The following is a 26,373-nucleotide window of genomic DNA, read 5'->3' on the forward strand; positions in this document are numbered from 1 at the left end:
CCCATATAATGGACACTTATAAAAATCCCTTATTCGGGTTTTTTTGTTCTTTTGCGATAAACCTTTTATAATCAAATCAAATGAGGAAACAGAGATTAAACAATGAGTAATATTAAATTCAATGAATTTCAACGTAAACTACTGGAGGACATGAATCTTTTGCACCTGATGTTATAAAATGGCTGTTTACCGTTTCTGTAAAGGAACAAAAATCACCGGCACTTTACAAGCTTTGTCGATACAGTATATCCTACTACCATCTTTTCCTTGATTGTATTCACATGCTTTAATCATTTTCCGCTTTCTAATAAAGCAGAATTCGTATTATCCCTCATATCACAAAAAACACGAATACACCCGTTTTCCAGGTATTATTCGTGTTCGTCATGTTTTCATTTTTTACTTATTATAGAATTGGTATTTTAAATTTCATTTTCAATTATGGAACGTGAAATTATTAAAATAGTAAATCAAAGAAAAATTCATCCTTCAACGAACTGTGCAGCAATGGATCTGTTTTTGGGCCTTCTTATTCAACATAAGTAGCAATATGGCTTACTTAAGCATACAAACTACTTGCGAAAAATATCAGCAACTAAATTACTAAATTCTCTCAAGTAGTAAAGGTAATTATCTCCCCCGTAGTTATATCTTTTGTTATACATTTTTGCCACTACTACATTGTATTTGGGAATGACAAGAAGAGTTGGGCCTGTAATTCCTAATATTTGATAAGATTCTTCTGGAACTCTATCTCCAAGCTCACTGTATACTGCTGGAGTTCCTTGTACATACCAAAACAAACCATTTTTAGGAAGTCTATTATCTCTGTAAATGGGGCTTTGGACTTTTGTAGCAATTTCAATAACTTCTTTTGGTACAATCTGCTTCCCCATTGCAAAACCTTTGTTTAGATGAAGGTTTCCCCACTGTGCAAACTCTCGTGCAGAGGTATGTAAGTTTGATTCTGTTCCATCTGTTGAGTTTCCCAACTTGAATGAACCCTCATCTTCTGGATTAACGATTTGTTTTACTAATAATTCACTCTCTTTTGTTTGCCAAGCTGTTTCCTTAAAACCTAAAGGTGAAAAGACTCTTTCCTTCAAAAGGTCTGGAAAACTCATGTTAAATAGACGGTTTACTAGTCCTGTCATCATTAACACATTAATCCCTCTATAAGCCCATCCTTGTCCAGGTTCAAACTCTCGAAAAATAGTACCATCCTCTTTTTCGTGCAACCCGTGTGAGTGGGTGACTAAATGACGTAAAGTTGTTTTACCGAGCAGCTGACCATCCATGTCTCCAAAGTAATCAATCGCATAGTCATCGAGACTCTTAATTTTCCCTTCATAAAGAGCATAAGCGATTACTAAACCGAGGTAGCTCTTTCTAGCAGAAGCTACATTAAATTGAGAGCTAGAAGTGATTGGAGTTGCTTCAGCAGAATTAGAATGATAGCCATTATAATGTTCAAGTATTACCTCGTTATCTTTCATAATATATAATGATGAGCTACTACTCTTATTTTTTTCCCTTATATTCTCCACCCAAGTAACCAATTTATCTAAATGCACCATTATATTACTCCTTTAAAATCATAATTTGTATAAAACCCTTATTATTCTCTACAAATTATGGAAATCCTTCTTCCAATAATCTGCTTAATAATCTAGAACAAAATTATTCTAACCGCCTTTTAATCTTTTTGTCATCTTGCTAAAACCTGTGCGAATTGGGGTGCTAAAACGGAACTAAAAATCTAATAAACGTTGATAACAACAAAAATAAGTAAGCTAATTCATATGCGAATTAGCTTGCTATTTGCATTACTTTTTCTGTTTTGTACTCCAAAAGAGAACCCGCTAATTTTTATCTAGGCGCTTTTTAACTTATATAGTTTAATATGCTAGAGGAATATTTCATGATATAAATTCAATTCAACATTACTGCCGGACACCCTTGATTTTCGATCTCTTTAGAACCAAAAATTTGATATCGATATTTTTTCTCAGGTTGCCCTGCTTCCTGCATAGAACCTGTAGCACCAAAACGAATTTCCTTCTGTGGAACCCTTTTAACTTTTTTTCTGTTTTCGTCCACATAGAATGCATTTATTCGGAGTGCTCCTGAATGATTTTTATTAACCCATCCATATTCCATCGGTGAAGAAGTATCAATGATACCGTCATCAGGTACCGTATAGGTAATCTCATTATTCTTGATCTGCAATGGTGGTGCTTTTATCACATCATAATTTATCACTACACAACCTTTAAAATTCATCGGCAGTAAATATGTTTGGTCTACTCCTGTTTTGTTTCTATTTGTAAAAAAGTAGAAAGTTGCTAAAAAAACAAGAATTACCATAACTATTCCTATTTTGTACTTCAAAGAACCCACCCGTTCTCGGAATATAATCAAATTGTCTCTTCCATCTTTTATTCAACTTTATGAAGTGGTTTCATAATTCTGAATGCTCCCTTACCGGGGATATACCCTAAATCCCTGTTTAGATGTTGCATGGAGAAATTGTTCTCTTCTGTCTCGGTTTTCATCCATCGTCCACCTAAGCTAATGACAGAGTGAATAGATTTTAGTTTTAAGCTTCTTGCGATTCCCTTACCCCGATAGTCCTTGAGAACACCGGTATAATCTGTGTAATACACTCCTGGTTCATCGGTATTGAATATAGTGGTAATCCCCACATACTTCCCACCTGCTATAGCGACGAACGAGCAATTTAAAACCAGCCTGTCCTCAGGGAGCTGTTCATCTAACCATTCGTCAAAAGGAGGATTGAACTCCAGTGCACCTGGGTTATCCCTCATAGTTTCGATATAAAGGTTATACAGATTTATTTTATTCGCATCGCTCATGGCTTCAGTTAAAGGAATAAGTTTGATTTCATTAATAGTATTTTCTTCCGGTGGTTCAAAACTCATCAGATCTAAAACCAGATCGAACACATGTGCATCCTTTTTGTATCCATGTTTTGCGGCAAACGGTAAGGAGTTTGGGATCCAATCTTTCAATTCAGATACGAATACCGATGCACCCTGCTCCAATCCCCATTTCTCCAATTCCTTTACAATCATACTTCCAATTCCTCTTCCCCATTTACTAGGGTGTACACAAAAAAGGCTTGATAGCTGCCCAGGTTCTGTCCAAGGTGTCCGCCATACCACACCATAACCTACGATTCCAGCATTTGATTCGGCAACTATTCTTGTTCGTCCAAAACCAACTAATCTATTATTTTCATCTATAACCAATTTATTTGTTTGAGGGATATTTTGATCTTCTTGTTTTAGAGAATCAATGTTAGTAGATCCTGGTTCAATTAGATTTAACAGTCTTGATATCCCTTCATAGTCTTCTGGTAAATTTACATCTCTGAGCCTTATCATTCGGAAAATTTCCTTCCATCGATTGATTTTATATCCATAGACAAGACATACATTAATAGTCTGTCATACCAATAACGAATCTCTTTATTGATCTATCTCTACTAAGTAAAGTTCCATTTTGTTCAAGTAATGCATTTTTCATGTAAACTATTACTTTCTGTAAATCATAAATAGACTTTTATAAAATTAATAAAAAGCGACATTTATACTCCTTAAAGAAACATACGCTTTAACAGAACCCACTTTGATTATTTATCATCCCTTTTAATATAATTAAATTCACCTTTTAACAATCCAAGTGTATATACATCAAAGAAACTTCCTTTTGTATAATAAGCATTCCTTCGAGTGCCTTCATGAATGAATCCAAGTGATTTTAGCAGATTAAGACTTATCTTATTAAACGCATAAACTTCTGCATCTATCCTATGTGTATCATTAGAAAATACTTTCTGTAAAAAAGAACTTAGTGCTTCTTTTGAATAACCTTTTCCTCTTTCTTCTCCTAAACCAAAACGCAACCATCCAAATCTTTCTGAATTATCCATCCAATTTAATCTTATATATCCAATTGGTCTATCTGAATCTTTTAGAGAAATAATATAATATGGTTGTTTTGATTCAATACTCTTCTTAATATCGGATTCCTGATTTTCATTAGTTATCTTCGTATCTAGACCGATTGATAGTTCTCTAATTAAGGGATCATTTTTCCACTTTGCTACTATAGAGCTATCTGATAATTTTACGTCTCTTAAATATAAATTCTCACTAACACAAAACAAATTGATACCCTCCTTTTTAAAGTGCACATTATTCAAAGTTTATCTGCTTTAAAATCTGGTAACTTAATATTAAATCATCTCCATATACTTATTGATCTAATTAAATCTATAACCACCAAAAGTAGATAAAGAGCTTTCTCTCATTAAATTCCTCTTATAAAGAATACTATATTTTTACAAAACTATCCAGTCAGTTTATTGTAAATTTTGTTAAACAGAAGTTTAAGGGTTTGATATTTTAAAAAACTGACTGGTTATTTTTTATTATAAAATGTATAATAATTTTGAAGTTAAATTATGAGAGGAAAGTGAAAGTATGAACATTCAAAAAGGGTTGCTTAAAACCTTAGCGATGAGTCTTGCACTTGGTGTCGGTACTTCCCAAGTGGTTTTTCCAGCAAGCATCAAAGCTGCAACAAAAAAAATTAATATTGAGCCTTTTACTATTTCGACACCCTATGTGGATATGAGTAAAGGCACGAAAGCAACCGTAACGGTCACTCCTAAAAAAAGCAGTCCTGGTTTAGAGACAGTAGTCTTTAAGCTGATGAACGGGAATAAAGTAGTTTCAGAATCTTCCATTGAAAATGATATTAAGACAGCTGAAAAGTTTACGGTTAGCTTCGATTCACTTTCAAAAGATAATTGGGTTCAGGTATCTGTCCTAGCGAACGGAAAGAATGCAGCAATACCGGTTACTAGTGCTCCTTTTAAGTTACGTGTGATGGAGACGACTGACCTGCACACTAACTTTGCAGCCTATGATTATTATAAAGCAGCACCTTCTGATGTTGTTGGATTGTCTAAGACAGCAACATTGATAAAACAAGCGAGGAAAGAAGTAAAAAACAATGTCCTAGTGGACAATGGTGACCTGCTTCAAGGAACACCTCTTGGTACTTATAAAGCTAAAATTAATCCTTTGAAAAAGGGAGAAGTACACCCTGCTTATAAAGCTATGAACCTTTTAGGTTATGACATGGCGACTCTTGGAAACCATGAATTCAACTACGGTCTTAACTATTTAAGTGAAGCCATCAACGATGCGAATTTTTCATACGTAAGCGCAAACGTGTATAAAAAGGATAATGATAAGAACCCGAACAACGATAAACACCTCATCTCTCCTTACAGAATTGTTGAGAAGAAGGTGACCGATATCAGCGGAAAACAAAAGACGGTAAAAATCGGTTACATTGGATTGGTGACCCCTCAGATCACTGACTGGGACAAGCAGCACCTAGAAGGTAAAGTAACAGCACGAGGTATCGTCGAGACGGCTAAGAAGTATGTACCTGAGATGAAGAAGAAGGGTGCAGATATCGTTATTGCTCTCACCCATTCTGGATTCAGTGCTAAGGCTGATAACACCGAAGACGTGATCTACTCACTCAGTAAAGTAGCTGGTATTGATGCGATCACATTCTCTCATACCCATAAGGTGTTCCCTGCTGCTGATGAGAAATCATTGGATATTTTGTTTAAGGATGCTCAAGGTAACGTACTTCCTGGTGTAAACAACGCGAAAGGAACCATCAATGGAGTAGCAGCTGTCCAGGCAGGTTACGGAGGAAGCAACTTAGGCTTGATCGACCTAGACATCCAGTTTGTCAAAGGGAAATGGGAAGTATATAACACACAATCTTCTACCCGCGCGATTTTTGATAAAGTAACAGGATATAAAGCAGCTGAAGATCAAGCGATCGTGAACGCTGTAAAAAATGAACATGAGGCAACGATCAAATACGTAAACACACCGATAGGAAAGACTACTGCACCGATTCATAGCTATTTTGCGCTCGTTCAGGATGATCCATCCATCCAAGTAGTAACGAACGCTCAGAAATGGTACGTTGAAAAATACATCCAGAACAACAAACCTCAGTACAAAGATCTGCCGATCTTGTCTGTCGGGGCACCTTTTAAAGCAGGACGTAACGGCGTGACAGAATACACGGAGATCTCCAAGGGTGACTTAACGATCCGTAGTGCAGGTGACCTCTACCTTTATGACAACACGTTGAAAGCAATCAAAGTAAAAGGTTCAGTGGTCAAAGAATGGCTCGAGATGTCAGCAGGCAAGTTCAATCAGATCGATCCTGCAAAATCAGGAGAACAGCCTTTGTTCAACGACTTGTTTCCTGTTTATAACTTTGATGTGATCGATGGGGTAACATACAAAGTAGATGTGACAAAACCGGCGCGTTATAACGATAAAGGATTAAAGGTTTCAGATGCAAGCCGCATCATAGACCTATCTTATAACGGAAAACTTGTAGACCCTAACCAAGATTTCATCGTAGTGACGAATAATTACCGTGCTTCAGGAGGAGGTAACTTCCCTGGCGTCAAAGGCAGTGAGTATGTGGTAGATTCTGCGGATGAGAACCGTCAGATCTTAATGGATTACATCTCTGAAGTAAAGGAGATCAATCCTACAGCTGACGCCAACTGGTCTATTGCCCCGATCACCGGTGACAGTGTAAACGTAACATTCACTTCTTCTCCTAATGCCGAAGCTTACTTGACACCAGAAAGTAACATTAAATTTACGGGTAAGAAAGACGCGAAAGACTTCGGGATTTTTTCGATCGATTTACAATAGTTTATTTGTACGAACTCAGAAACCCCGGAAAATATCTGGGGTTTTTCCTTATGTCTATTCGATTGATCGTCTACTCTTCTAAAACTTCAAGAAGCAAAGATTTTGTAGACAATTTAACACGTTCTTCATGTAACCAATAGTTCCTCAAATATCTTCCTGGATATTATCTACTCTCACCCCACACAAGATGTTCTTATCCTATCGTTTTTTATAAAAGTTTTTTTAATGACTAATTAGTATTAATTGACGGAGTCATTTAAATAAGATCAATTCTTATAATTTTTTGTAACCACACGGCTTAACTTTACGATTTATACATGAACACTTAAAAGGAGTGATACAACATAATGCAAAACGACGATTTAACAACGAGGATAGATAATATTTTTCATCGACATCACCTTGATGTATATCGCTTCCTCATCACCTTTACTGGTAATAGACACGAAGCAGAGGACTTAACTCAGGAGGTTTTCATCCGTGTGTTGAATAGTTTGCAAACCTTCAAAGGTGAAGACAGCAAGTTAAAGACATGGATTTTCTCAATCGCCAAACACGTAGCGATCGATCAACATCGAAAGAAGAAGATTACTTCTATTTTTTTCAACGAGCGTGGTCTTAACAGCTTGCCTTCAGTAGAGAAAGGTCCCACAGATTTAGTGGAAGATGATGAGATGAAAACGATAGTTTACAAGGCCGTAAGTAGATTGAAGCCAATCCATAGAACGGTCGTCATATTACGGGGGATCAATGAGTTCTCTGTAAGGGAAACAGCACAGATACTTAACTGCACAGAGGCAAAAGTTAAAGTAGACTACCATCGTGCTCTGAAAGAGCTGAAAAAAAAATTAAACTATGATATTAAAGGAGTGGTTACTAATGCACACTGAAAAGGAAATGATCGCTATGATAAAAGAATCTTACAATTTGGATCCTAGACCAGAGTTTGTGAATGGCACATCTGAATTTTTAAAAGAAAGGGCACGTGGATTTACAGCGAACAGAGAAATCAGTAAAAAGAGAAGTATCAAGAAATCAGCTTTACTTTACAGTTCTGCAGCGATGGTTGCTTTCTCAATGTTTGTTGGATCTGCATTTTACTTTCCTACAGTTGCCAAGATGGCAACGTATATTCCCTACTTTGGGGTGGTATTTGATTCAAGAGGAATTGGAGATATCTTATGGGATGAATTTCTAGATAACGATTTCCAGGTGAACAGTATTGGTAAAAGGACATCTGAAAGAACCATAGATGTTTATATAGGTGGAACAGAAGACTTTTTTTCAAAAACAAAAGATGATGTAATACGTACAGGAAATAGAATCCTATCTATGAAGGGGTACGATTCCTACTCCTTAAAAGTAGTTCATGATACAAGAAATCCCGCACATGTTGATACTAAGGAACAAAAGGAAAAGCGAAATTTAGCAAATGATGTAAAAGACATGCTAAAGGACAAGGGATACCTAGTATGGAGTACATTTATTACGACTGAGGAAGATTCCAATTTATTAAGGATTGTTATACCCACAACAGAACATCGGGAAAATGAGATAAATAGCGCAGTCCATTCGTACTTAAGGAATAAAGACGAGAGTGATTTCAAAATAATTGTTGATCAAACAACATTTAATGCTGACTCCTTTGACTCAAGGATCGATGAGATTCTATCAGTTAACAAAGAGATTAAATATTCAGGATTAGGGTATTCAGAGAAGTCCGGAAAACTCGTATTGTTCGTAAAGACTTCAATAAACAGTACTGATCCAAGTGCTCCTGAGGTCGCAAAAAATATTAAAAGAACAGTTAAAGAGATACTTTCCTCAAAGGAGATCGGTCCATATATTAGTAAACCGTTTGATGAAATTATCGTTCGAAGCAAAGATGGAGAAACGATCAACTAAATTTTATTTTACAAGCTGCCTGAATCATCAGGCAGTTTTTTTTATTTTATGATGAGTCTCAATCATTTCATCATTTGAAGTCAATAAAAAAAGCACCACCTTAGGTGCTTTTTGATTAACTGCTCACTTTTAATCGTGCTAAGAACTTCAGGAAATGTTCATATATTTCGTTACTATGATTGAGCATCATGATGTGTTTGCTTTCAGGTATGACCTTTGTATCTGTAACTGTAATCTTCTCTTTTATCTTTTCAATCATTTGAAGCTTAAGTTCAAGTTTTGGTTCGAGTTCAGCTGGTAAAAATAGGACGGGGCACGTAATGTTCTGATAGAGTGTAATCATATCTAAATCACAGAGAGAACTCAAAATTTCTGCTGTGATATCCGCTCTCTTCTTGAATGTATACTTCCCGTTTAACGTTTTGTATAGTTTAATCCTGTCGGCAACACTTGCGAAATCTTTCGCGTTCTCATTCATGAAGTCGACGAACTCTTCTCTATTTTCAAACTCAGGGACCGGACTGTTCAATATCTCGTTGATAAAATCTTCTTTTGTCCCATCTCTCTCCCCATAAGGACCCACGATGTTAAGTATTCCACCATCGATAAGAGTTAAAGATTGTATCAATTCTGGGTAGGTAGCCGCAAAGTAAACGCCGAGTTCAGCACCTAATGAACTTCCGATCAAATGAACATGGTCTATCTTTAATTCCTGAAGTACACGAGCGATATCCTTTGCCAGGACGGATACGTCATAACCAGATTCAGGGTGTGCAGAATTTCCATGTCCTCGGATGTCGATAGCTATTACCCTATGACTCTTGTTGATGAGCTGAATAAACTCATCCCATACAAATGAAGCGAAGAACCCACCTGGATGAAGAAGAAGTAATGGCTCCCCTTCACCTGGTTGTTCATACACCGCAATGTTCGTGTCGTTCACATTTAAAAGTTTCATAATCATATGCCTCACATTTCTATTTTTAGATGGTTGTTGGAATCATATTTCTATTCAATAAACTCACTTTCTAAGATGCCCATTATGATTGAGTCATGGTACTGCCCTTCATAGAATAACGCCTCACGCTGGACCCCTTCTTTTTTAAAGCCTAGCTTTTCATATGTTTTGATCCCGCGTTCATTAAAACTGTAAACGTTCAGTTCGATCCGGTGAAGATTGAGAGTTTGAAACCCAAATTTGACCATTAACTTCATTGCCTCGCTGCCATACCCTCTACCAAAATACTTTGGTTCATTTAACGCCACACGTATGTATGCATTACGATTCAATGGATTGATCTCTAAGATTGAGATGTCTCCTACCACCTCATCATCTTCTTGGGTACAGATCGTGAGATCAACACGGCTATCGTCAGAAGAGATCCTGTCATAATATCCATTGATTTGTTCTCTAGTAAATACCTTTTTACTTCCTGTCATCTTTCTTACTTCTTCATTCGTAAGTGCTAGATATATAGACTCCTTATCGGACTGTTCGAGGGGTCTTAAGTAGATTTTGTTTCCTTCTAATAATTTGTTAGCATGTTCCATTCTATATTCTCCTCATTTTCAATAAACTGACTAGATAGTTTAATTTTATTATATAGACTGAAGTAAGTCAAAATGATATCTAATTAAATCACGTTCACAACGATTTTTAAACTTACGGTAAATGAAATTATAATATTTAACCGTGGTTCAATTCGCTACTTTAGAATGAATTTAATCGGAAAATAAGTTACAGTATAAGTTAATCTTTGTTTTTATAATTATTTAGGAAGATAATCGAGCCTTCTTTTTTATATTCTTGTATTTCAGAGTTTATCTTTCTGTACTCTTGATTGATTACATTGGACATAATCCCCAAAAAAATTGTTACCCATAGGAATAAGATAAATGTCAAAGCAACAGAATGAACTGAAGGTTCGAATATAGACTTGCCGAGAAATGTCTGATTCCCTAAGATCACGAGAGCTAGGCACCATGAGATTCCTCCGATATGAATGAGACGGATCTTGTTTTTCACAATAATCTTTGACTTCATGATAAACAATGCTAATAAAGGTATTGCCTGCAGCCCATGAAAACTTAGACCATGTAACCACAATATATCTCCAGTCGCTCCTGAATATCTCCCCTGTTCCATTATCATCCAGATTCCACTAGCGAATCCTATCATAATGGAAACCATACCATAGCAGATTCCTTTCATGAGAAGGTTGTATTTGTGGACGTTCCGGTTAAGATAGAATTTAATTGCCAAAATAATATAACAAACAATGATTAAGATAGAAAACAAACCAAAGATAGCACCAAAGATATGATCATGAGCATTACCTTCTTGTGCGAAACGGGGATTTATCCCCCTTATGTTTTGAACCGTCTCCAACCCATAGCAATAGATAGTAGCTATGATTAATATCCATCGGAACCAGGATGCCGAACGGACCCCAAAATTAGCTAGAGGTATGAATGCTGCTGTTGTAAGGATGAATAGTCCTAAAGCTATATTGAATGAAACTGCATTGAACAAATCCCCCTGCGGTCGAACAATCGATCCCTGAAACATTATGAGTGCCAGACAGAGTATTCCCATGAGTACACCTAGAAGACCTGTGCAGACTAAATACTTCTCACCTTTGAAAAGTATCATTTTTTTTACTGGATTTTTCATATGTGTTTCTCCTTTTGTTAGTCGTGCAATTAATAATTTATATCATCTAGATTAACCTGCCCTCGCGACCATTAAAGTTTTCTTTTTCTTGCACAACATGATAATTAGTACACATGTAACGAGAACCATGCCATGGAAAAGCCAGACCAACTGAGGCATCGTTATAAGCTTAATCATGATTGAAGCGATGATGAATCCCATCATGAATCCTAACCTGTTCACAAGATTTACTACTCCAAATACTCTTCCACGGATAACGTTATCTGACTTTTGGACCATTGTAGTGAAGATTGTACTCGCTCCTGCATCAAATACACCTGTCACAAAAGCAGAAGGTAAAATCAGCCACAAATTATTTGTCGACAGAACGAGTATGAAGCAAAGCGAGATCATGATGGAGATCCCAATATAGCTTAGAAAATAGTTTCTTTTAATGAAACTGATTTTGTTTATGATCATTGTAGAAAGGATGCATCCTCCTCCCCACACTCCCCAGATAATCCCTTGATAATAAGTGATATTATTTGGATTAATCTTCTCGGCTAATAGTGGAATACCTAGATTATGGGAGCTCGCTGCAAATGTTTGAACAAGAAAAAGAGCGAACAGAATACCTAATACGGGATTCTCTCGGATAAATCCCGTTACTTCTTTGATATCAGAAGACCAACTCATATTTGATTTGATTTTTCTATCACTATGTCTTTTCCATTTATATAGAAAAAGTACGAGTGCAGATAGTAAGAAGGTAAATGCATCAATAGCGATTATCAAACGATAATCAACAAAGCTTGATAACATAGCAGATGCTAAAAACCCTACGACCATACTGATGGCACTAAGGCGGGAGATCATGGCGTTAGTTATTAAAACCTTATCTTCTCCGAAGATCTGTGGTACTTCTGCATTGAAACTTACATTGAAGAAACCGCTGAAGAAACCTAATACAAACGCACTAATTAAGAACATGAGAGGATTCGGTAATACAATGAGTAAGAGAAGAAAGATCACCCTTGCAAGATCACTAATGATCATTAAAAGTCTTCTATCAAATCGGTCAGCAAGTACTCCAGAAAATAAACTTGAAATAAGCCCTCCCGCTACCCTCAAAATAAATAAGGCCGCAAGCCATGTAGCGCTTCCCGTTTCCATATAGATAATGGTGTTCATTACCACCATCTCCATAATGGTTCCCATCTCTGAAAATGCCTTTGTATATAATAGCGCTACTTTTTTCATTTTCCTGTTCCCTTCTCAACATAAAAAATGAGTACCATTTCAGTCCATTATGTGCTCGCTAATAATAGATTCATCTAACAGCGAAGAGCGAGAACCTTTTAACAGCTCTGTTATTAATGATGAGTTATATTCCACTCAAGAGGATTTTCGACCGGTATCTTCAACGGCTCGATGTACGTCAGATTTGATACTGTGATCTTGAGATCACCTTCTGGGATACCATTCGCAAAATGAATAGTCTTCATTTCTTTCCCCTCCTCAACGTCATGCACGATGATAAAATCCTCTATATACTTTCCAGAGCGGTCTTGGATTGTAATTTTATCGTTCATGTGATTGGTTCCTTCTTCATTCGAAGATGGTTGTAGCATCGAGTATGAACCCAATAGATCGTCCTCTTTCTCAAGTTGAAGTTTTATAGTCCCCTGTTTTACACCATCAGCTGAGACCAATCCCTTATAGAACAACCTATTTCCATGTTCGTTTGTCACCAACTCTTCTTTAAGAACATCTTTGTTCTGTTGGTACATCGTCTCGATGTCGTCCCCCAAAACAGAAAAAGAATAAGCGTTTTTCGATTTTTTTACTACATGTGTAAAGGTAAAGCTGACTCTATCTTCCGTACCTTCGATGTTCAACAGATGATGTAAGATGGAATTATTCTCTAGATAAGTCGTTCCCTTTTCATCTTCAAAGACCCTATAGTACGTAGGGGTAGATACATTCTTCTCGTTGATCTCACCGATGAATCCTATTATGTCGGAATCGAGTTTTTGGTCTGTTTTGATCCTTGCTCCTGTCTCAAATACCTCAAGCTGCTGTAACCTGACTTGATTCCCTGTCTGCAGTGATAACTCTTTATCCATACTGTATTTGCCTATCGTGTCTGGCAAAGAACCCGGTTTGTTGGGATGTAGTTTGAAAGCGAGCTGCTGTATATGTTTGTTCTCAGACCCATACGCCATAGTGACACCCTTCAACTCTATTCGAGAACTTGCCTTGATCTTATCCAGAAGAGGTTGGGCATCAAACTTTTCGATTTCAATTTCAGGAGTGATTATCATTGAACGGTACAAGCGATTCTTTAAAACGAAACCCTCAGAAGGACTGTTCTCTACAACGGCAGGAATGTCTATCTCTTGACCATCGTCTAGTGTCAGTCTAACCGTATCTGCACTAAGAGATGGCACGCTTTGTTCATCTTTGTCACGCCTTTTAATGTCCACGCTATAGATCAAACAGAACCGTGTGCCGTCCCCCCATCTTTTTTCGATCTTTAAGACCCGTTGTTTTCCTTCTAAAGGAATTGTGATATTACTGTCTTCGAATAAATCAAAGGATAGCGGAAATTTTAAGTCAGGAAAAAGCGACGATTCTGCTTCAGCGAGGTCATCCCAGCTCTCCACGACTTCAAACATTTCTGGATCGATTCTCATTGTTGATCCCATTGTTTCCTCATATTTCGTATAAAGGATAAACCCAATAAAGAGTGAAATTCCAATGAAGAGCTTTTTAGTTTTACCCAATTCTATTCCCCGCTTCTCCATTAATTTGTTGAATTATGATGAAAAAAGGTTATTATAAAAACTAACTAGTCATTTTATATTTTATTAAATATTTGGAACGGATTCAACAACTTTAAACAAAATAGAAAGAAGGTAGCACGATTGGACTCGATTGAATTGAAAGAGTTAGGTACTGTCTGCTCAAATACTGAAGAAAGAACGAAAAACAAGTGGAGAGATCTCGTTTCAAAGATACTAATCCATCCCGCTTATTTGGATGGGCTAGCAGGACTTGATGAGTATTCGCATGCAATTGTGATCTTTTATATGGTGGAGAGTGGTAGAGAAAATCCGACAAGAAAGAAGGTTTCAACGCCGCATGGAGATACCCCATTGCGGGATAAAGGATATTTTGCCCAGAGGACTAAACATCGGCCAAACCCCATCGGAATAACAGCGGTTGAGATCATCTCAGTAACAGAAGATGCCCTTTATGTGAAGGGGTTAGACGCAAACAGTGGAACGTCAGTTCTAGATATTAAACCTTATATCCCGAGCTTCGATAGAAGAGAGGATGTTCAGATACCGAGCTGGATGAAAAAATTAATGAAAAATTATACTTTCTGATAAGTTGTATTGACCGATTCTTTCCCTTAAAGGTAGCCTCCAAAGTCCATTCGGGTAGTAATGCTCAAGAAGTGTAATAGTTAAGCTTCTAGAAAGGAACTTTTATTACACTTCTTGTTCAAGATTGTATCAAAAACTGCTTAAGATGCATCTTCCTTAATCATACTTCTTCTTATATCATAGTTTGCAGTGATCGAGACCATGGTTAGGACCAAGGTCAGGAGTAAGAAAATTCCGGTGATCAAAAAAGCAGGTTTAGAACCGTACGAATCCGCCGTCCACCCTAACAGAGCGGCTGATAATGGGAAAGAGGCGGTCAGGATCATCCTGAAGGAAGCGTTGATCCTTCCCAAGAACTCTTCAGGGATTTCAAGTTGTCGGATGGTGAATGTATAAGTGTTTATCCATGCGTTCGAGACACTGATGAGACCATAGCCGGCTACCAAAAGACCTACACCGGTACTCAGTATCATCAACAAGATCCCGATCAGAGAAACCATATACCCTAAGGTGATCGCCCGTCCGATGATTATCTTCTTGATCAGGAAGGGTGCAACTATTGCCCCTAGCAACGCTAACAGACCAGAGAGAGAATAAAAGTTTCCGACTAAGAATGAACTTAGTTTCATTTCCTTTACTAAATGAAAAGTGAGTACCGTATATAGTGCACCTTGCCCCAGATTGTATAAACCACCGCATATACCCAGGTTCAAAAGAATATTACTGTTTTTTATGAAGCGAAAGCCCTGTTTAGCTTCCTTTAAAACTTTAGAAACGGTGACCTGTGATTTTTCACCGGTCTTGAACCTAACGGGCATATAATAGATGATAATCAGGGTGAAAAGGTAGGACACGGCATCGATGAACAGTGCGTTTATTGCACCCACCAAGGAGATTAGAACCCCTGCGATCGCAGGACCTAATACTCTAGCTAGGTTATCAAGACCCACATACATCGAATTTGCGGTCGCCAGCTGATCCTTCTTCACAAGACGTGGTATTAGACCAAAGTCAGAGACCAGGTCAAAACATAAGGTACAGATGGAAAGACTAAACCCTATAAGGAGTAACATCCAAATTTCTAACACATGCAGAAAGGATAGACAGGGGATGAACAAGACCAGTAACGTCCTGCAAAGATCTGACCATAGAAGAACCTTTCGTTTCTCCCAACGATCGATAAAGACTCCTAGAAAGGGACCGAGGACTACAAAAGGTAATATCTCAGCTACCCACATGATGCTCATCATACCAACGGAATCTGTAAGTTCTAAGACTAACCAAGGTATTGCCAGCATATAAATCTGACTGCCTATCTTAGATAACGAAGAGGAAGCAAAGAATAATGTGAACCATCTGTTTCTAAAAACACCCAAGTGATTATCCCCCCTTTTTTTCATTTGTAGGACCGTTCCTATCAATCACTCCAGATCTTGCCGTTCCTTTTTACATACTTTTCAGACAAGAGCATAATCCTTTAATCCCATATATCTGGTCTAGGGATATTGATCGTTCTCATGTAATCCAGTATCTGTCCTGCATGTACGGCTTCGTGGTAACCATACCTTAAGAGCATGTCTCCAAGACTACGGACATAACCGGTATGACCTAACTGGTATAGATCCGTACGATCAATTTTGATCTCAAATAGTTCTTCAGCAGTTAAAGAACGGATGTAAACAATAAATTGTTCTCGATAAGGTTCAGAAAAAGCAAGCAACTCTTTGACGTTGGAAAAATCCATATCCTTGTAAGGTCGGATCGGGTCGGGAATGCTACCTCTGTTCTGGATGATCTGAAGGTAGAAATATTCGGCCGCTAGAACGTGTTCGATCATCTCTATGAATGAAAGAGCGTTCGAGTCTGGTTTCCACCGTAACCTTTCGGTAGGAATCGCGTTCCATATCTTTATGCTCCTTCTTCTTACTTCCTCAAAGTTTAGGATTAGCAGATCTACTCCATTCATGTCACTCTTTCTCCTCTAATTGTGTATTTAATTTTGTTTATAGTTAACTACTCAAAGAGTTTGATATCGATTGATTTGATGTGTTCCCTCGTCAATATGTGTACCTGTCCTCTGTGATGACAAAAATGTGAGAGAATTTGTAGCAGCCATTCAAAACGAGAGTATGTGATCCCCCAGTAAGATGTAACCTTTTCTTCCAGCTGCTCGAACGAATTATCTTTAAACTCATACAGCAAAAGTCTATACCCTTCTACTAGGGCCGCTCTCATCTCTGCGATGGTCTCGGGTTCGCTACTTCCATAGAACACACCCATTTCTTCACTAGAGGCCCCCCTTAAGATTAATAGATCGGCCTTCATGAGGATCGATAGATGACTCAACAGCTCCCTCAAAGATCTCATTCCCTGGATAGGACTTAGGTCGATTTTCTCCTCAGGCAGTTGTTCACAAAGCTCCATGACTGAACGGACAGCAATTTTTAACTGGTGTAAAGCACTTTCAGTAAGCATACAGACACGCTCTCTTTCCGATGTATTAACATGTAGCTTTAAATAATCAAAGAAAATCCCACCTTGAGATGGTCAAACTCAAAGAGGGATTTTCCTAACAGGATAAAATAAAACTGACCGACCAGTTTAATATAATTTAATCATACTATTCATTACTCGTCAATCATTTTTAGTTGTTGTTTTATTAGTATATTGAGCTTACAGGAACATTCATTTTGAAAATCATCAAAGTCTAGAGTGTTACGTTCTGGAAAGTGTTCATGTTCGAGCGAATAAGATGCTTTACACATACGAATAGTTTAGTATTTTCTATTTTCAGGTTTATAAGAAAATCAATGATTTAACGGGACCTTATTAAAATTTCCATGTCTGTCTATCTTGCCCAGAAAGAGTTGTTCTTGCCCCTCAGGGTAATTTCGATCGTACAGGAATAAAATATCACCTTTCTTTGTAAAGAAGGGTTCTTTAATATTTGATTCAATATTTGTAATCCTTTGATCCTCTAGGGTTTCACTATTCATCCGATATAGTTCAAAATAACTTGTTGATGGATCTTTTTTGATTTTCGCTTCAGACACATATACGAATTTTTTTCCGTCTGGTGATATGACAGGAAAAACAGGATCATGTTTATATGGATTGAGCGCTTTAAATGAACGGGTTTCAGTACTGAACAAAACGAGATCAATCCCTTCATTAGTCCCTTTTATCTTTTTGACTTGTTCTCTGAAATCTTCTCGCTCTGTAAAGATAGCTAATAAAAAAGCGATATTCTTTCCGGAACTATCTATGGACAGGTCCGACATGATGTCCGCATCAAAGCTTGTGAGTTTTCTTTGTTTAGAGCCCTCTAAGTCCGTCTCATACAGATCTAACTTTCTCGAAACTTTTTCCTCCGCAGGTGTTTCAGCAATGAACTCTTTAGCTTTTAGGAAATAGATTTTATGTCCTTCTGGAGAAAAAATAGCTTCGGTAACGAGTTCATCGTTACTCGTAAGTTGTTTGTTACTGTTTTTATCTAAGCTCTTTATCCATAAGGACTGTTTTAAGGTCGAATCATAAGAAGATTTCAGATAAAGGATTTTCTTACCATCTGATGAGAACACAGGGTTTATCTCATTAGTCTTTTTAGTGCTAGTAATTTTATGAGCATCCCCTCCATCGTAATCGGCCTCGTATAAATCCGATTGGCCATCAACGAAATAAGAATATATAATTTTACTGTCATCAGGTGAAGTAGAGACCTGTCCATATATTCCTTTTTCAGGATAATACAACAGAGAAGAAGGTAGACCGACCGTAAACAAAAGGATAAAAACTATAATGATTATACTAATGACGGCAACGGTAGAAATGATGATTATTCTTCTTAATTTCATTTGACGCTCCTTAAATAGTAATTCTTTTTTATATTTTGCACTATTTAAGAAAAAAAATACTGGTTAGTCATTTTTATGTGAAAGATCAAAAAAAATCTCGATCAACTATCAAATGTAATATCCTTACTCGGATAAACATCCGCAAACCAACGTAATACGCCGTTATGATGATTTATAATTTGCTGGGCAGAAATATCTTTTGTATCCCAAGTGCTGTGTGTATCAGAAGCTAAAGTAACCTTATACTCCATACTAAAAGCTCTTCTACAAGTTGTATCAACACAAGCTTCTGTTTGAATTCCCGCAATTACTAAATGTTCAACCCCTTGTTTTTCCAATTCTTCATCTAAAGTAGTATGAAAAAATGAATCAGGAGTAGTTTTTTGAATGATTACATCTTGAGCATTGGGAGTAATTTCAGGGTGAATCTCCCAACCCTTTTTGCCATATTCTAAAGGCTTACCAGCAGGTGCATTATGCTGTATATAAAAAACTGGTATTTTATTAAAGCGTGCTTGGCTAATTAAATTCTTTAAATTTTGAAGTAACCTATCCCCTTCATATACAACGTTACCTTCTTGAAACATGCCATTTTGAACATCTATAACAAGTAGTGCTTTCTTCAATAATTCTCCCCCTCAAAAAATAGATAAATGAAAACTATCGATTGTCTTATTCTACAATCCTACCTCTTTAGTTGAATAAAGAAAGACTTTTATACAGTAAACTTAGATAATCTAAGTGTAAAGGTTTCCACACTTGGAATTAAATTTACTTTTATAATCATATCATTCATATTGACTCCGTTTCTTTGGTGATGAATGCTCTCTAATAACCACGTAAGATAATTGTTCAGATACTTGGTCGCCACACCGGTAAATCGCTGTATCCACCCTTTCAGCCTACGGTGGTAGTTGTTGACGTTCTGGATGTGATAAAGCCCCTTGGTGCGGATTTTAGCGTCTGATTTGAACTGATAAATCTCTTGTATTTGGTATCTCTATTATAGAACACTTGTTCGAATTGTTTAGATATCAACATCAAGCTTTAACAGAGCCAAGTATTAAGATAAAACGACACGTGAGATGGTCAAACTCAACGTGTCGTTCAACTGATAAAAAGGGTACTGTAATGAAAGTGTATTAAACTATATATCCTTCCTCCGTAAGTAATATACCCTTAGATATAATTGTTTGGAAAGTTCTACTTTGTTCCACGTATATAACCTTTCAGCGATACGCCACTAAATATACGTAACACAATTTGAACTGAGGTTTAAGATGTTTATAAAACCTCACGATGGATAACTTTTAAACAGAATGTCGGAATAATTTATCTCAAACCATCAAGAAAGCTGATTTCTCTGATTCTTTCAATTATTTTAAGAAATCTATTAGTGAGGGTTGCATAATTCTAGCACCAACTCCAAGTGCTGCCCTGTGCACACTTTCTTGCATCTTTAGTTCCGTAATGACCTGTGCAATGTCTGCATCTTCATTGTTTGAAAGTAATCGGGTTGCTGTGACTTTTTGTTCACCTAATCTGGAATCGATCAGTTCTATACGATTGTACCGCGCACCTAGTTCTGCACGTTCAGAAAGAATATTGTTGATGTTTGTGTCTAGTTTATTTAAGAAGCTGTCTATCGGTGTACTACTCGAACCGTTTAACACCTTTTCTAATTCTTGAATATCTCCAAACAGACCTGATTCTGGCGGGCCAGGATTATAAGAAAAAACTTTTGTCGGCTCTATGTTTACCGAAATAAGTATTCCTTTCGAGAGTTCAAAACTCACCTTGTTTGTGTTTTTCGATACTGTTCCGGTAGATAAGTCGACTGGCATAGTTCCCGTGTCATTACCGTTAAAAATATACTTTCCAGATAATTGAGTGTTTGCAATAGTAACGAGATGCTCTTTTAGCTGTGTTACTTCTTTTCCGATCATTGCTTTTTGAGGAGGATCTAACGTCCCATTACTAGCTTGTAAGGTTAACTCTCTTATCCTGTTTAAAACTTGTGACGCTTTTTCCAAGGCCTCATCGCTGTTATCCAACCAATTGTAGGCTTCTGAAAGATTTCGTTTGTACTGTTCAACTTCTGCCAGTTCTGTCCGATATGTCATACCCTTTGCCGCAATGACGGGGTCATCAGATGGTCTAGAGATTTTTTTTCCCGTCGCCAACTGCTCCTGAGTCTTGGACATTTGTTTATAACTTTGGTTGATATGACGCAACATGTTATTTGTTATCATAGATTGTGTGACTCTCATTTATATCCTATCCCTACCTTCCGCCAATACCCATTCCTTTTATGATAGTATCTAGCATCTCATCAACAACTGAAATATTACGTGCAGCAGCATTGTATGCATGTTGGTATTGAATCATGTTCGACATTTCCTCATCAATTGAAACACCACTGACGGATGCACGTCGTTGGTCTACAGCATTCTTTAATACTTGCGAGTTGTTAGATAAGCGATCAGCCTCCTGTGTTTCAACGGCAAGCTTACCGATTACACCTTTATAAAAGTTTTGAATGGTTGATGTTCCGGTACTGAAAGAGATAGTCTTATTTTTAACACCTGATAACAATAACGCATTGCTACCGTCCCCGCTGTATGCTACCGTTTCCGGAGGAACCGGTCTAGCAGCTGCAATATGGTCAAGATCGTCCATGTCTGAATGTAGTTTTAGGCTTCTTGCAGCTCCTGCTGCAGCCGTCCCTACATCAAAGAACTTGTATGCTTTTTTAACTCCCGCATCAATGCTGTCTAAACTCCAACCTTCAGAATGAATATCATTGAACGCGTTAGCAAACGCAAAAGCCATCTCATCTAGTTTGGTCAACATCTCAGGATAGATTCCCACAACAGTAGATCCGTTGTTATATCCGTACGCCTCGATATTCCCTCGTAGTCTCCCTCTCGCTAAATCCATTACGCTGATTGATGAATTTCCGACAGAAACAGAATCGATCATACCGTTGATCGGATTAAATTCTACTGAAACAGTGTTTGAAGAAGGAGTTGTATTAGAGTCGAGTAACATGATCGGAGTCGTGAAGGGATTGCCGTTCTTGTCCAGCAGTTCGATGTTGTACTGACCCTCGGCAAGAGGGGATGCCAGTCCGCCAGATGGCGTGGTCGTTACTCTTATGTTGACTAATCCAGATAACTGATCTACTAATCTATCCCTCTCATCATATAGATCGTTTGGTAGATAACCATGTGGTTCTACTTCCTTGATTTGCTTGTTGATGTTATCGATCTGGGTGGTTAGGGAATTGATCTCTGTAGCAGCCAACTCAGTTTGAAGTCTGATATCCTCTTGAATCGTAGAAAGAGAGTTTGATAAATAGTTAAAGGTTTCAGCAACGGCCTGTCCTCTCTGCCTAACGACCGAACGTCCTTCTTTTGTCACCGAAAGGTCTTGGAGAGATTGCCAAAATTGATCTAACGTCTTTGATAGACCGTTATCAGAAGGCTCGTTCATTATATCTTCTATTTTTGCTAGAGCTTCATATTTTGCGGTCCAAAAGCCATCTTTACTGTTTTCCCCTCGAAATTGAGTGTCTAAGAACCCTTCTCTGACGCGTTGAATCGAGCCTGCTTCTACTCCTGTCCCCAGATGACCGGGAATACTGGGTCTGTTCATCCCAACTCCTGGATATGCTTCGGTCTGTACAAAATTAACCCTTTGGCGCGTGTATCCTGGTGTGCTGGCATTGGCGATATTATGTCCCGTCGTTTGAAGCGCTGACTGTTGAGTCGCCATGGCACGTCTTGCAGTTTCTAACCCATGAAATGTTGAACGCATGTTCATCCTCCATTTTTTCTTTTTGTTTAGTTCATAAAAACTGACCGTATAGTTTATTATAAAAAAGAAAACTAATTATAACAACTCAATTTAAAACTTTTAATCATTCATGAATTACAACATTGCCTTTGCTTATTTTGTTCATGTTCACTGAGGTCATAGATATTATTGTTAGAAAGAAAGTCTTTTGTTATCTCTTTTTTCTACTTTAAAATATACAAAAACGCTAGAGACAATATCTCTAACGTTTTTATTTTTATTCTTCTGTGATCTCAAGATATTCAATGTGAGGTGGTTCTGTTAAGTGTGTAGTTAATTCATATACAGCAACACCGAGTTCCGCATAATCGATTTCTTTTTCAGGAATTTCTGTAAACACCTTTTTATCTTTCGTGTAAATCACGATCATGTCTTTTTTAATCATCCCGAGCAGACCAGATTTACGAGATTCAATCGTAATGGTTTTAATCTCAGCAAGAGGAATCGACCTCTTTTCGCCTTTTGATGCGATTACTAAATCACGACCGATGATAGAAATCTCTTCTTCTTTTTTAGTACTTGTTTGAAAGTGGATTTCTTTTTCATCTTTTTCATTATTTTCTCGTCTTTTGTTAAAAAATGATTCCTTGTGTTGTTCAACCGTTTTAGACTTGAATAATACTAAATCAGTATACGTACCTTCCCACATGAACAAAGAATCATTTCCCTCTTCGAGGTTGTATGCTCCTACCCAAGCTACAAATACTTCGTTAGATTGATCGGTAAAGCTGCACATGTAATATCGTACGGGTTGACTGTAAGCATTTTCTGTATTAACATGATCGATCACCTTAATTTGTGTAGCGTAAACCGGTTCTTCTCTTTCATACAAAAGATGATAAAATAAGTGAGTTGGAGCGGTTGTCTCTTGTTTTTTCTTTGGGACTGGGTTCTTATGTTCCTTCCTAATACGCATCAGCTCCCATTGAAACATCTCAGATGATTCGATGTTTTTTGCACAATAACGAAGTACGTCATCAGATACCGGCAAGTCTTTACGCAGTGATGTGATCACAGCTCGTGCTTTTAGCGTAGGGTCGTTAAACCCCAACGCTTCCCTTACTTTTTCTTTTAGTTCATCGGTGTAATAATATTCGAATAGATTCAGATAGGTTTCAAGCTCTATCCGTAATTCTAGGTAAGTTTCTTTCCAAGAGCAATACACGTTTTTTCTTGAGTACGCCTCGTTATATGACTGGATCTTATCTGCTGCTTTGTTATAATCTTCAATCAGCACTGGAATGACTTCATCTCTTTTGAATTGATAGAAAACATCATCTTCATGGAGCTTTAAGAGCAGCTTGTAAAGATCGAGTTTATAGGTATCTGATTTAAGATACTTATATGTTTTTTCAACAACTCTTTTTGTCCAGAATGTGTTTTCCTGCAAGAAAGTAAGCGGTAACTTTACGTCGCCATTCGGCATGTTTTCTTCTAATATATCTACTAGAGCAAACATGCTGGTGTCATCAGTGTTATCAAGAAGATGATCGATCACCCGATCCTTTGCATCTGGACTCAGGTTTTTAAAATTGTCCCGCATGGCTTTAACTAGCCTTTCGTCTCTATAATCCGAGATAAAATCGATGATATGAAAACTTGGATCATCCCATTCTTCTCCACTAGATTGAAATTTCGTAGCGGCTACTTTTACAAAATCTACCAACAAATCGATCTCTATCGTTTCTTCCTCATTCTTTTTTAACTTCTGAAGGATATTTAACCCTTTAAAACGTTTCTCTTCATTATCACTTTTGAGGAGCGTTATAACATCTTTTATCGCTGCACCCATTTTACCCATTTTTTCACTCTCCAATTTCACTTGTGAATTCTAGCTACCCGTACGCTTAACGGTCCAAACATTATTTCTTCCCCTATTGTTAAAAAAAGTGTAAGGTCGTCTGACTGAATATGCGTTTAACAAATTTTCTTGTTATCAATCCAAATCAAGGTCTGACAAATCGACCTCAAGAACATCTTCTTCTTCAAATTCATACTCTTTATTCCCAATTACTTCTTTTTCTATTTTCGTTTGGACTTGGCGTATTAACTCTTCATCAATATTATATCTTTCAAATAACATTACTAGAGCTTCGAAATAAAATTTGATGTACCTCTCTCTCTGATCTGACTCATTAGAGATTTTATGATACGGCAGCCACAAGGCCCAGACGACCTCCTTATCTTTTCGAGAGATATCAGGACCTTTTACTTCTACTTCCTTTACGTCTTTTTTAGTGCTTACCGACAGATACATATAGTCCATATTCTGCTCTTTAGCTGGAAATTTCAGATAAGGGCAGATGTATTCATTTAAATATTCTCTGATCTTTAAATCTACTTTATAGGATATAGAAAAACTTGTATTAACCTCACTGAATAAACGATTAGTAAATATATACAATTTTACAACCTCCGATTCTCATTTAAACTACTCCTTCGATCAGAGATAATTACGTTTCACTTTATATCTTATTATAATAAATAGCCGGAAAAATGAATAGTCAGTTTTAATATTTTCTTCTGTGAAGTCTCAGTTTTTTCATCCAACATCTTTCCTTTTTTCATTAAAAAATTGTTATTTACAAAATAAGTAATTATCATTAAAATAAATTACAACGATTAAATTTATTTTAATGGAGGTAATTTTATGGAAGCTGAGAAAAGAATGGAAAAGTTGGAAACCGAAAACCTGGAACCTTCTGTTATAAAAAACCCGAAATTTGTTGTTTTATGGTTAGCCTCTGCTTTCTCTAGTCTGGCATTCTCCATATATTTGACGACTGAAGCTTGGCTCGTGGTGGATGGGATGGACTTGAAAGTTTGGTTAGGCATCATCATGATGATGACCACCCTGCCTAGAGTTTTCTTGATGGTCTTTGGAGGGGTTCTTGCAGACCGACAAAAACGCTCACAAGTATTATTCATCTTAAACTTGATCAGGGCTTCTTTAGTATTCGGACTTGTAGTACTGCTTTACGCAGGTAGTCTAAACATATGGATACTTGCTGCTTTTGCGTTTTGTTTTGGCATACTTGATGCATTCTTCTGGCCGTCAAGCAGCTCTTTACTCCCTGCGGTAATAAGAAAGGAACAAATCACACGTGCTAACTCTATCTTGCAGACGACTAACCAGATGACTTTTATGATAGCACCTGCTATTGCTGGTTTTATGATGAAGTTTAGGTCGTATGAAGAAGCATTTGCATTAACAGGAGTATTGCTTTTATTAAGTTCGTTTCTTGTTCGAAACATGAACGAAGAAACGAGTAAGGGATCTGATAGAAATGAAAAACGATCTGTGTTTCAAGATTTAAAAGAAGGCTTCTTATATGTAAGAGGGATACCGTTCTTGATTGTTACGATGTGCAGTTCTGTTGTTGTTAACCTTTTACTGGTAGGCCCGTTGAACATTGGAATTCCAATTCTTGTGAAGGACTCTTTGAGTGGAGATGCACTAGACCTCAGCTATTTAGAAAGTTCTATAGCGATCGGAATGATCATAGGGGCCGTTTTGGTTGGCATCTTGAACATCAGAAGAAAACGGTCAGTTATAAGTTTATTTTTGATCTTTCTCTTAGGAATATTGTGTGCACTCTTTAGTCAGATAGATACACTCTGGCAAGGTCTGTTGATCCTCAGTGCGGCAGGTCTCTGTCTTTCTATCAGCAACATCATAAGCCCTTCTCTCACGCAAGAACTCGTTGAGACGAAGATGATGGGGAGAGTTCAAAGCATGATGGCTACCTCTTCTGCCGGTCTGGCTCCATTATCTTTTGCACTCGTGTCCGTCTTGTTATCCTTTGAAGTATCGATATCTCATATTATGTTCGTCTCTTGCACACTAATGGCATTGTTTTCATTAATGGTTCTTTGGAGGGTGAGAATCGTATGGACAATCGATTAAGCGAAAA

General features: G+C 37.3%; 23 protein-coding genes and 1 pseudogene. 5 read left to right on the forward strand and 19 right to left on the reverse strand.

Going from position 1 to position 26,373, the window contains the following annotated elements:
• Nucleotides 1-572: 572 nt before the first annotated feature.
• From EV282_RS18180 to EV282_RS18195, 4 genes are all read right to left on the reverse strand, one after another.
• Nucleotides 573-1,577: a serine hydrolase domain-containing protein gene (locus EV282_RS18180; RefSeq protein WP_130297315.1), complete on the reverse strand. Its 1,005-nt coding sequence runs from the start codon at nucleotides 1,575-1,577 to the stop codon at nucleotides 573-575.
• A 355-nt stretch (nucleotides 1,578-1,932) separates the two neighbouring features.
• On the reverse strand, nucleotides 1,933-2,391 hold the full coding sequence (locus tag EV282_RS18185; RefSeq protein WP_130297316.1) for a DUF6843 domain-containing protein: 459 nt from the start codon (nucleotides 2,389-2,391) through the stop codon (nucleotides 1,933-1,935).
• A gap of 47 nt (nucleotides 2,392-2,438) precedes the next feature.
• Nucleotides 2,439-3,407: a GNAT family N-acetyltransferase gene (locus tag EV282_RS18190; RefSeq protein WP_130297317.1), complete on the reverse strand. Its 969-nt coding sequence runs from the start codon at nucleotides 3,405-3,407 to the stop codon at nucleotides 2,439-2,441.
• 248 nt (nucleotides 3,408-3,655) lie between these two features.
• Nucleotides 3,656-4,192 (reverse strand): GNAT family N-acetyltransferase, encoded by a 537-nt coding sequence (locus EV282_RS18195; RefSeq protein ID WP_165389532.1) that lies wholly within the window; start codon nucleotides 4,190-4,192, stop codon nucleotides 3,656-3,658.
• Nucleotides 4,193-4,916: 724 nt separating this feature from the next.
• Here EV282_RS18195 and EV282_RS18200 point away from each other — a divergent pair.
• From EV282_RS18200 to EV282_RS18210, 3 genes are all read left to right on the forward strand, one after another.
• Nucleotides 4,917-6,797 carry a bifunctional 2',3'-cyclic-nucleotide 2'-phosphodiesterase/3'-nucleotidase gene (locus EV282_RS18200; protein WP_242611954.1) on the forward strand — a complete coding sequence of 627 codons (1,881 nt, stop codon included), beginning with the start codon at nucleotides 4,917-4,919 and terminating at the stop codon, nucleotides 6,795-6,797.
• A 347-nt stretch (nucleotides 6,798-7,144) separates the two neighbouring features.
• Nucleotides 7,145-7,687 carry an RNA polymerase sigma factor gene (locus tag EV282_RS18205; RefSeq protein WP_130297319.1) on the forward strand — a complete coding sequence of 181 codons (543 nt, stop codon included), beginning with the start codon at nucleotides 7,145-7,147 and terminating at the stop codon, nucleotides 7,685-7,687.
• Nucleotides 7,677-8,702 carry a hypothetical protein gene (locus tag EV282_RS18210; RefSeq protein ID WP_165389533.1) on the forward strand — a complete coding sequence of 342 codons (1,026 nt, stop codon included), beginning with the start codon at nucleotides 7,677-7,679 and terminating at the stop codon, nucleotides 8,700-8,702. Before EV282_RS18205 ends, EV282_RS18210 begins: the two co-directional genes overlap by 11 nt.
• Nucleotides 8,703-8,817: 115 nt before the next feature.
• Here the strand turns inward: EV282_RS18210 and EV282_RS18215 are convergent, their stop codons facing one another.
• The 5 genes from EV282_RS18215 to EV282_RS18235 form a co-directional block, all read right to left on the reverse strand.
• Nucleotides 8,818-9,660 (reverse strand): alpha/beta fold hydrolase, encoded by an 843-nt coding sequence (locus tag EV282_RS18215; RefSeq protein WP_165389534.1) that lies wholly within the window; start codon nucleotides 9,658-9,660, stop codon nucleotides 8,818-8,820.
• Between the two features lie 50 nt (nucleotides 9,661-9,710).
• Complete coding sequence (locus EV282_RS18220; RefSeq protein WP_130297322.1) at nucleotides 9,711-10,253, reverse strand: GNAT family N-acetyltransferase; 543 nt, start codon at nucleotides 10,251-10,253, stop codon at nucleotides 9,711-9,713.
• Between the two features lie 199 nt (nucleotides 10,254-10,452).
• On the reverse strand, nucleotides 10,453-11,376 hold the full coding sequence (locus EV282_RS18225) for a hypothetical protein (protein ID WP_130297323.1): 924 nt from the start codon (nucleotides 11,374-11,376) through the stop codon (nucleotides 10,453-10,455).
• Between the two features lie 51 nt (nucleotides 11,377-11,427).
• Entirely contained in the window at nucleotides 11,428-12,615 is a 1,188-nt protein-coding gene (locus EV282_RS18230; protein ID WP_130297324.1) for an MFS transporter, read from the reverse strand.
• 113 nt (nucleotides 12,616-12,728) lie between these two features.
• Nucleotides 12,729-14,063, reverse strand: a complete 1,335-nt coding sequence (locus EV282_RS18235) for a hypothetical protein (protein WP_130297325.1) — start codon at nucleotides 14,061-14,063, stop codon at nucleotides 12,729-12,731.
• Between the two features lie 219 nt (nucleotides 14,064-14,282).
• Here EV282_RS18235 and tsaA point away from each other — a divergent pair, with 219 nt between their 5' ends.
• Nucleotides 14,283-14,747, forward strand: coding sequence for a tRNA (N6-threonylcarbamoyladenosine(37)-N6)-methyltransferase TrmO (tsaA, locus tag EV282_RS18240; RefSeq protein WP_130297326.1), 465 nt, complete (start codon nucleotides 14,283-14,285; stop codon nucleotides 14,745-14,747).
• A 140-nt stretch (nucleotides 14,748-14,887) separates the two neighbouring features.
• On the opposite strand, the gene EV282_RS18245 is transcribed toward tsaA, so the two are convergent.
• From EV282_RS18245 to EV282_RS18290, 10 genes and pseudogenes are all read right to left on the reverse strand, one after another.
• A complete protein-coding gene (locus EV282_RS18245; RefSeq protein WP_165389535.1) occupies nucleotides 14,888-16,123 on the reverse strand; it encodes an MFS transporter in 1,236 nt (411 codons plus the stop codon).
• 101 nt (nucleotides 16,124-16,224) lie between these two features.
• Nucleotides 16,225-16,713: a DinB family protein gene (locus EV282_RS18250; RefSeq protein WP_130297328.1), complete on the reverse strand. Its 489-nt coding sequence runs from the start codon at nucleotides 16,711-16,713 to the stop codon at nucleotides 16,225-16,227.
• Between the two features lie 47 nt (nucleotides 16,714-16,760).
• Nucleotides 16,761-17,222: a DinB family protein gene (locus EV282_RS18255; RefSeq protein WP_130297329.1), complete on the reverse strand. Its 462-nt coding sequence runs from the start codon at nucleotides 17,220-17,222 to the stop codon at nucleotides 16,761-16,763.
• Nucleotides 17,223-17,554: 332 nt separating this feature from the next.
• Nucleotides 17,555-18,601 (reverse strand): TolB family protein, encoded by a 1,047-nt coding sequence (locus tag EV282_RS18260; RefSeq protein ID WP_130297330.1) that lies wholly within the window; start codon nucleotides 18,599-18,601, stop codon nucleotides 17,555-17,557.
• Between the two features lie 101 nt (nucleotides 18,602-18,702).
• Entirely contained in the window at nucleotides 18,703-19,227 is a 525-nt protein-coding gene (locus EV282_RS18265; protein WP_165389536.1) for a cysteine hydrolase family protein, read from the reverse strand.
• Between the two features lie 89 nt (nucleotides 19,228-19,316).
• Nucleotides 19,317-19,586 (reverse strand): annotated as a pseudogene (locus EV282_RS18270) (IS1595 family transposase); the annotation flags it as partial.
• Nucleotides 19,587-19,977: 391 nt separating this feature from the next.
• Nucleotides 19,978-20,871, reverse strand: a complete 894-nt coding sequence (gene flgL / locus EV282_RS18275) for a flagellar hook-associated protein FlgL (RefSeq protein ID WP_130297331.1) — start codon at nucleotides 20,869-20,871, stop codon at nucleotides 19,978-19,980.
• A gap of 13 nt (nucleotides 20,872-20,884) precedes the next feature.
• On the reverse strand, nucleotides 20,885-22,420 hold the full coding sequence (gene flgK / locus EV282_RS18280) for a flagellar hook-associated protein FlgK (RefSeq protein ID WP_130297332.1): 1,536 nt from the start codon (nucleotides 22,418-22,420) through the stop codon (nucleotides 20,885-20,887).
• Between the two features lie 256 nt (nucleotides 22,421-22,676).
• The gene (locus EV282_RS18285) at nucleotides 22,677-24,260 is read right to left on the reverse strand and encodes a hypothetical protein (protein ID WP_130297333.1); all 1,584 of its coding nucleotides are present in this window, start codon (nucleotides 24,258-24,260) and stop codon (nucleotides 22,677-22,679) included.
• Between the two features lie 135 nt (nucleotides 24,261-24,395).
• Complete coding sequence (locus EV282_RS18290) at nucleotides 24,396-24,863, reverse strand: hypothetical protein (RefSeq protein WP_130297334.1); 468 nt, start codon at nucleotides 24,861-24,863, stop codon at nucleotides 24,396-24,398.
• Between the two features lie 246 nt (nucleotides 24,864-25,109).
• Here EV282_RS18290 and EV282_RS18295 point away from each other — a divergent pair, with 246 nt between their 5' ends.
• Entirely contained in the window at nucleotides 25,110-26,366 is a 1,257-nt protein-coding gene (locus tag EV282_RS18295; RefSeq protein WP_130297335.1) for an MFS transporter, read from the forward strand.
• Nucleotides 26,367-26,373: the final 7 nt, after the last annotated feature.

Origin of the sequence: Fictibacillus sp. BK138, from assembly GCF_004216955.1 — a bacterium.
Lineage (GTDB): Bacteria > Bacillota > Bacilli > Bacillales > Fictibacillaceae > Fictibacillus.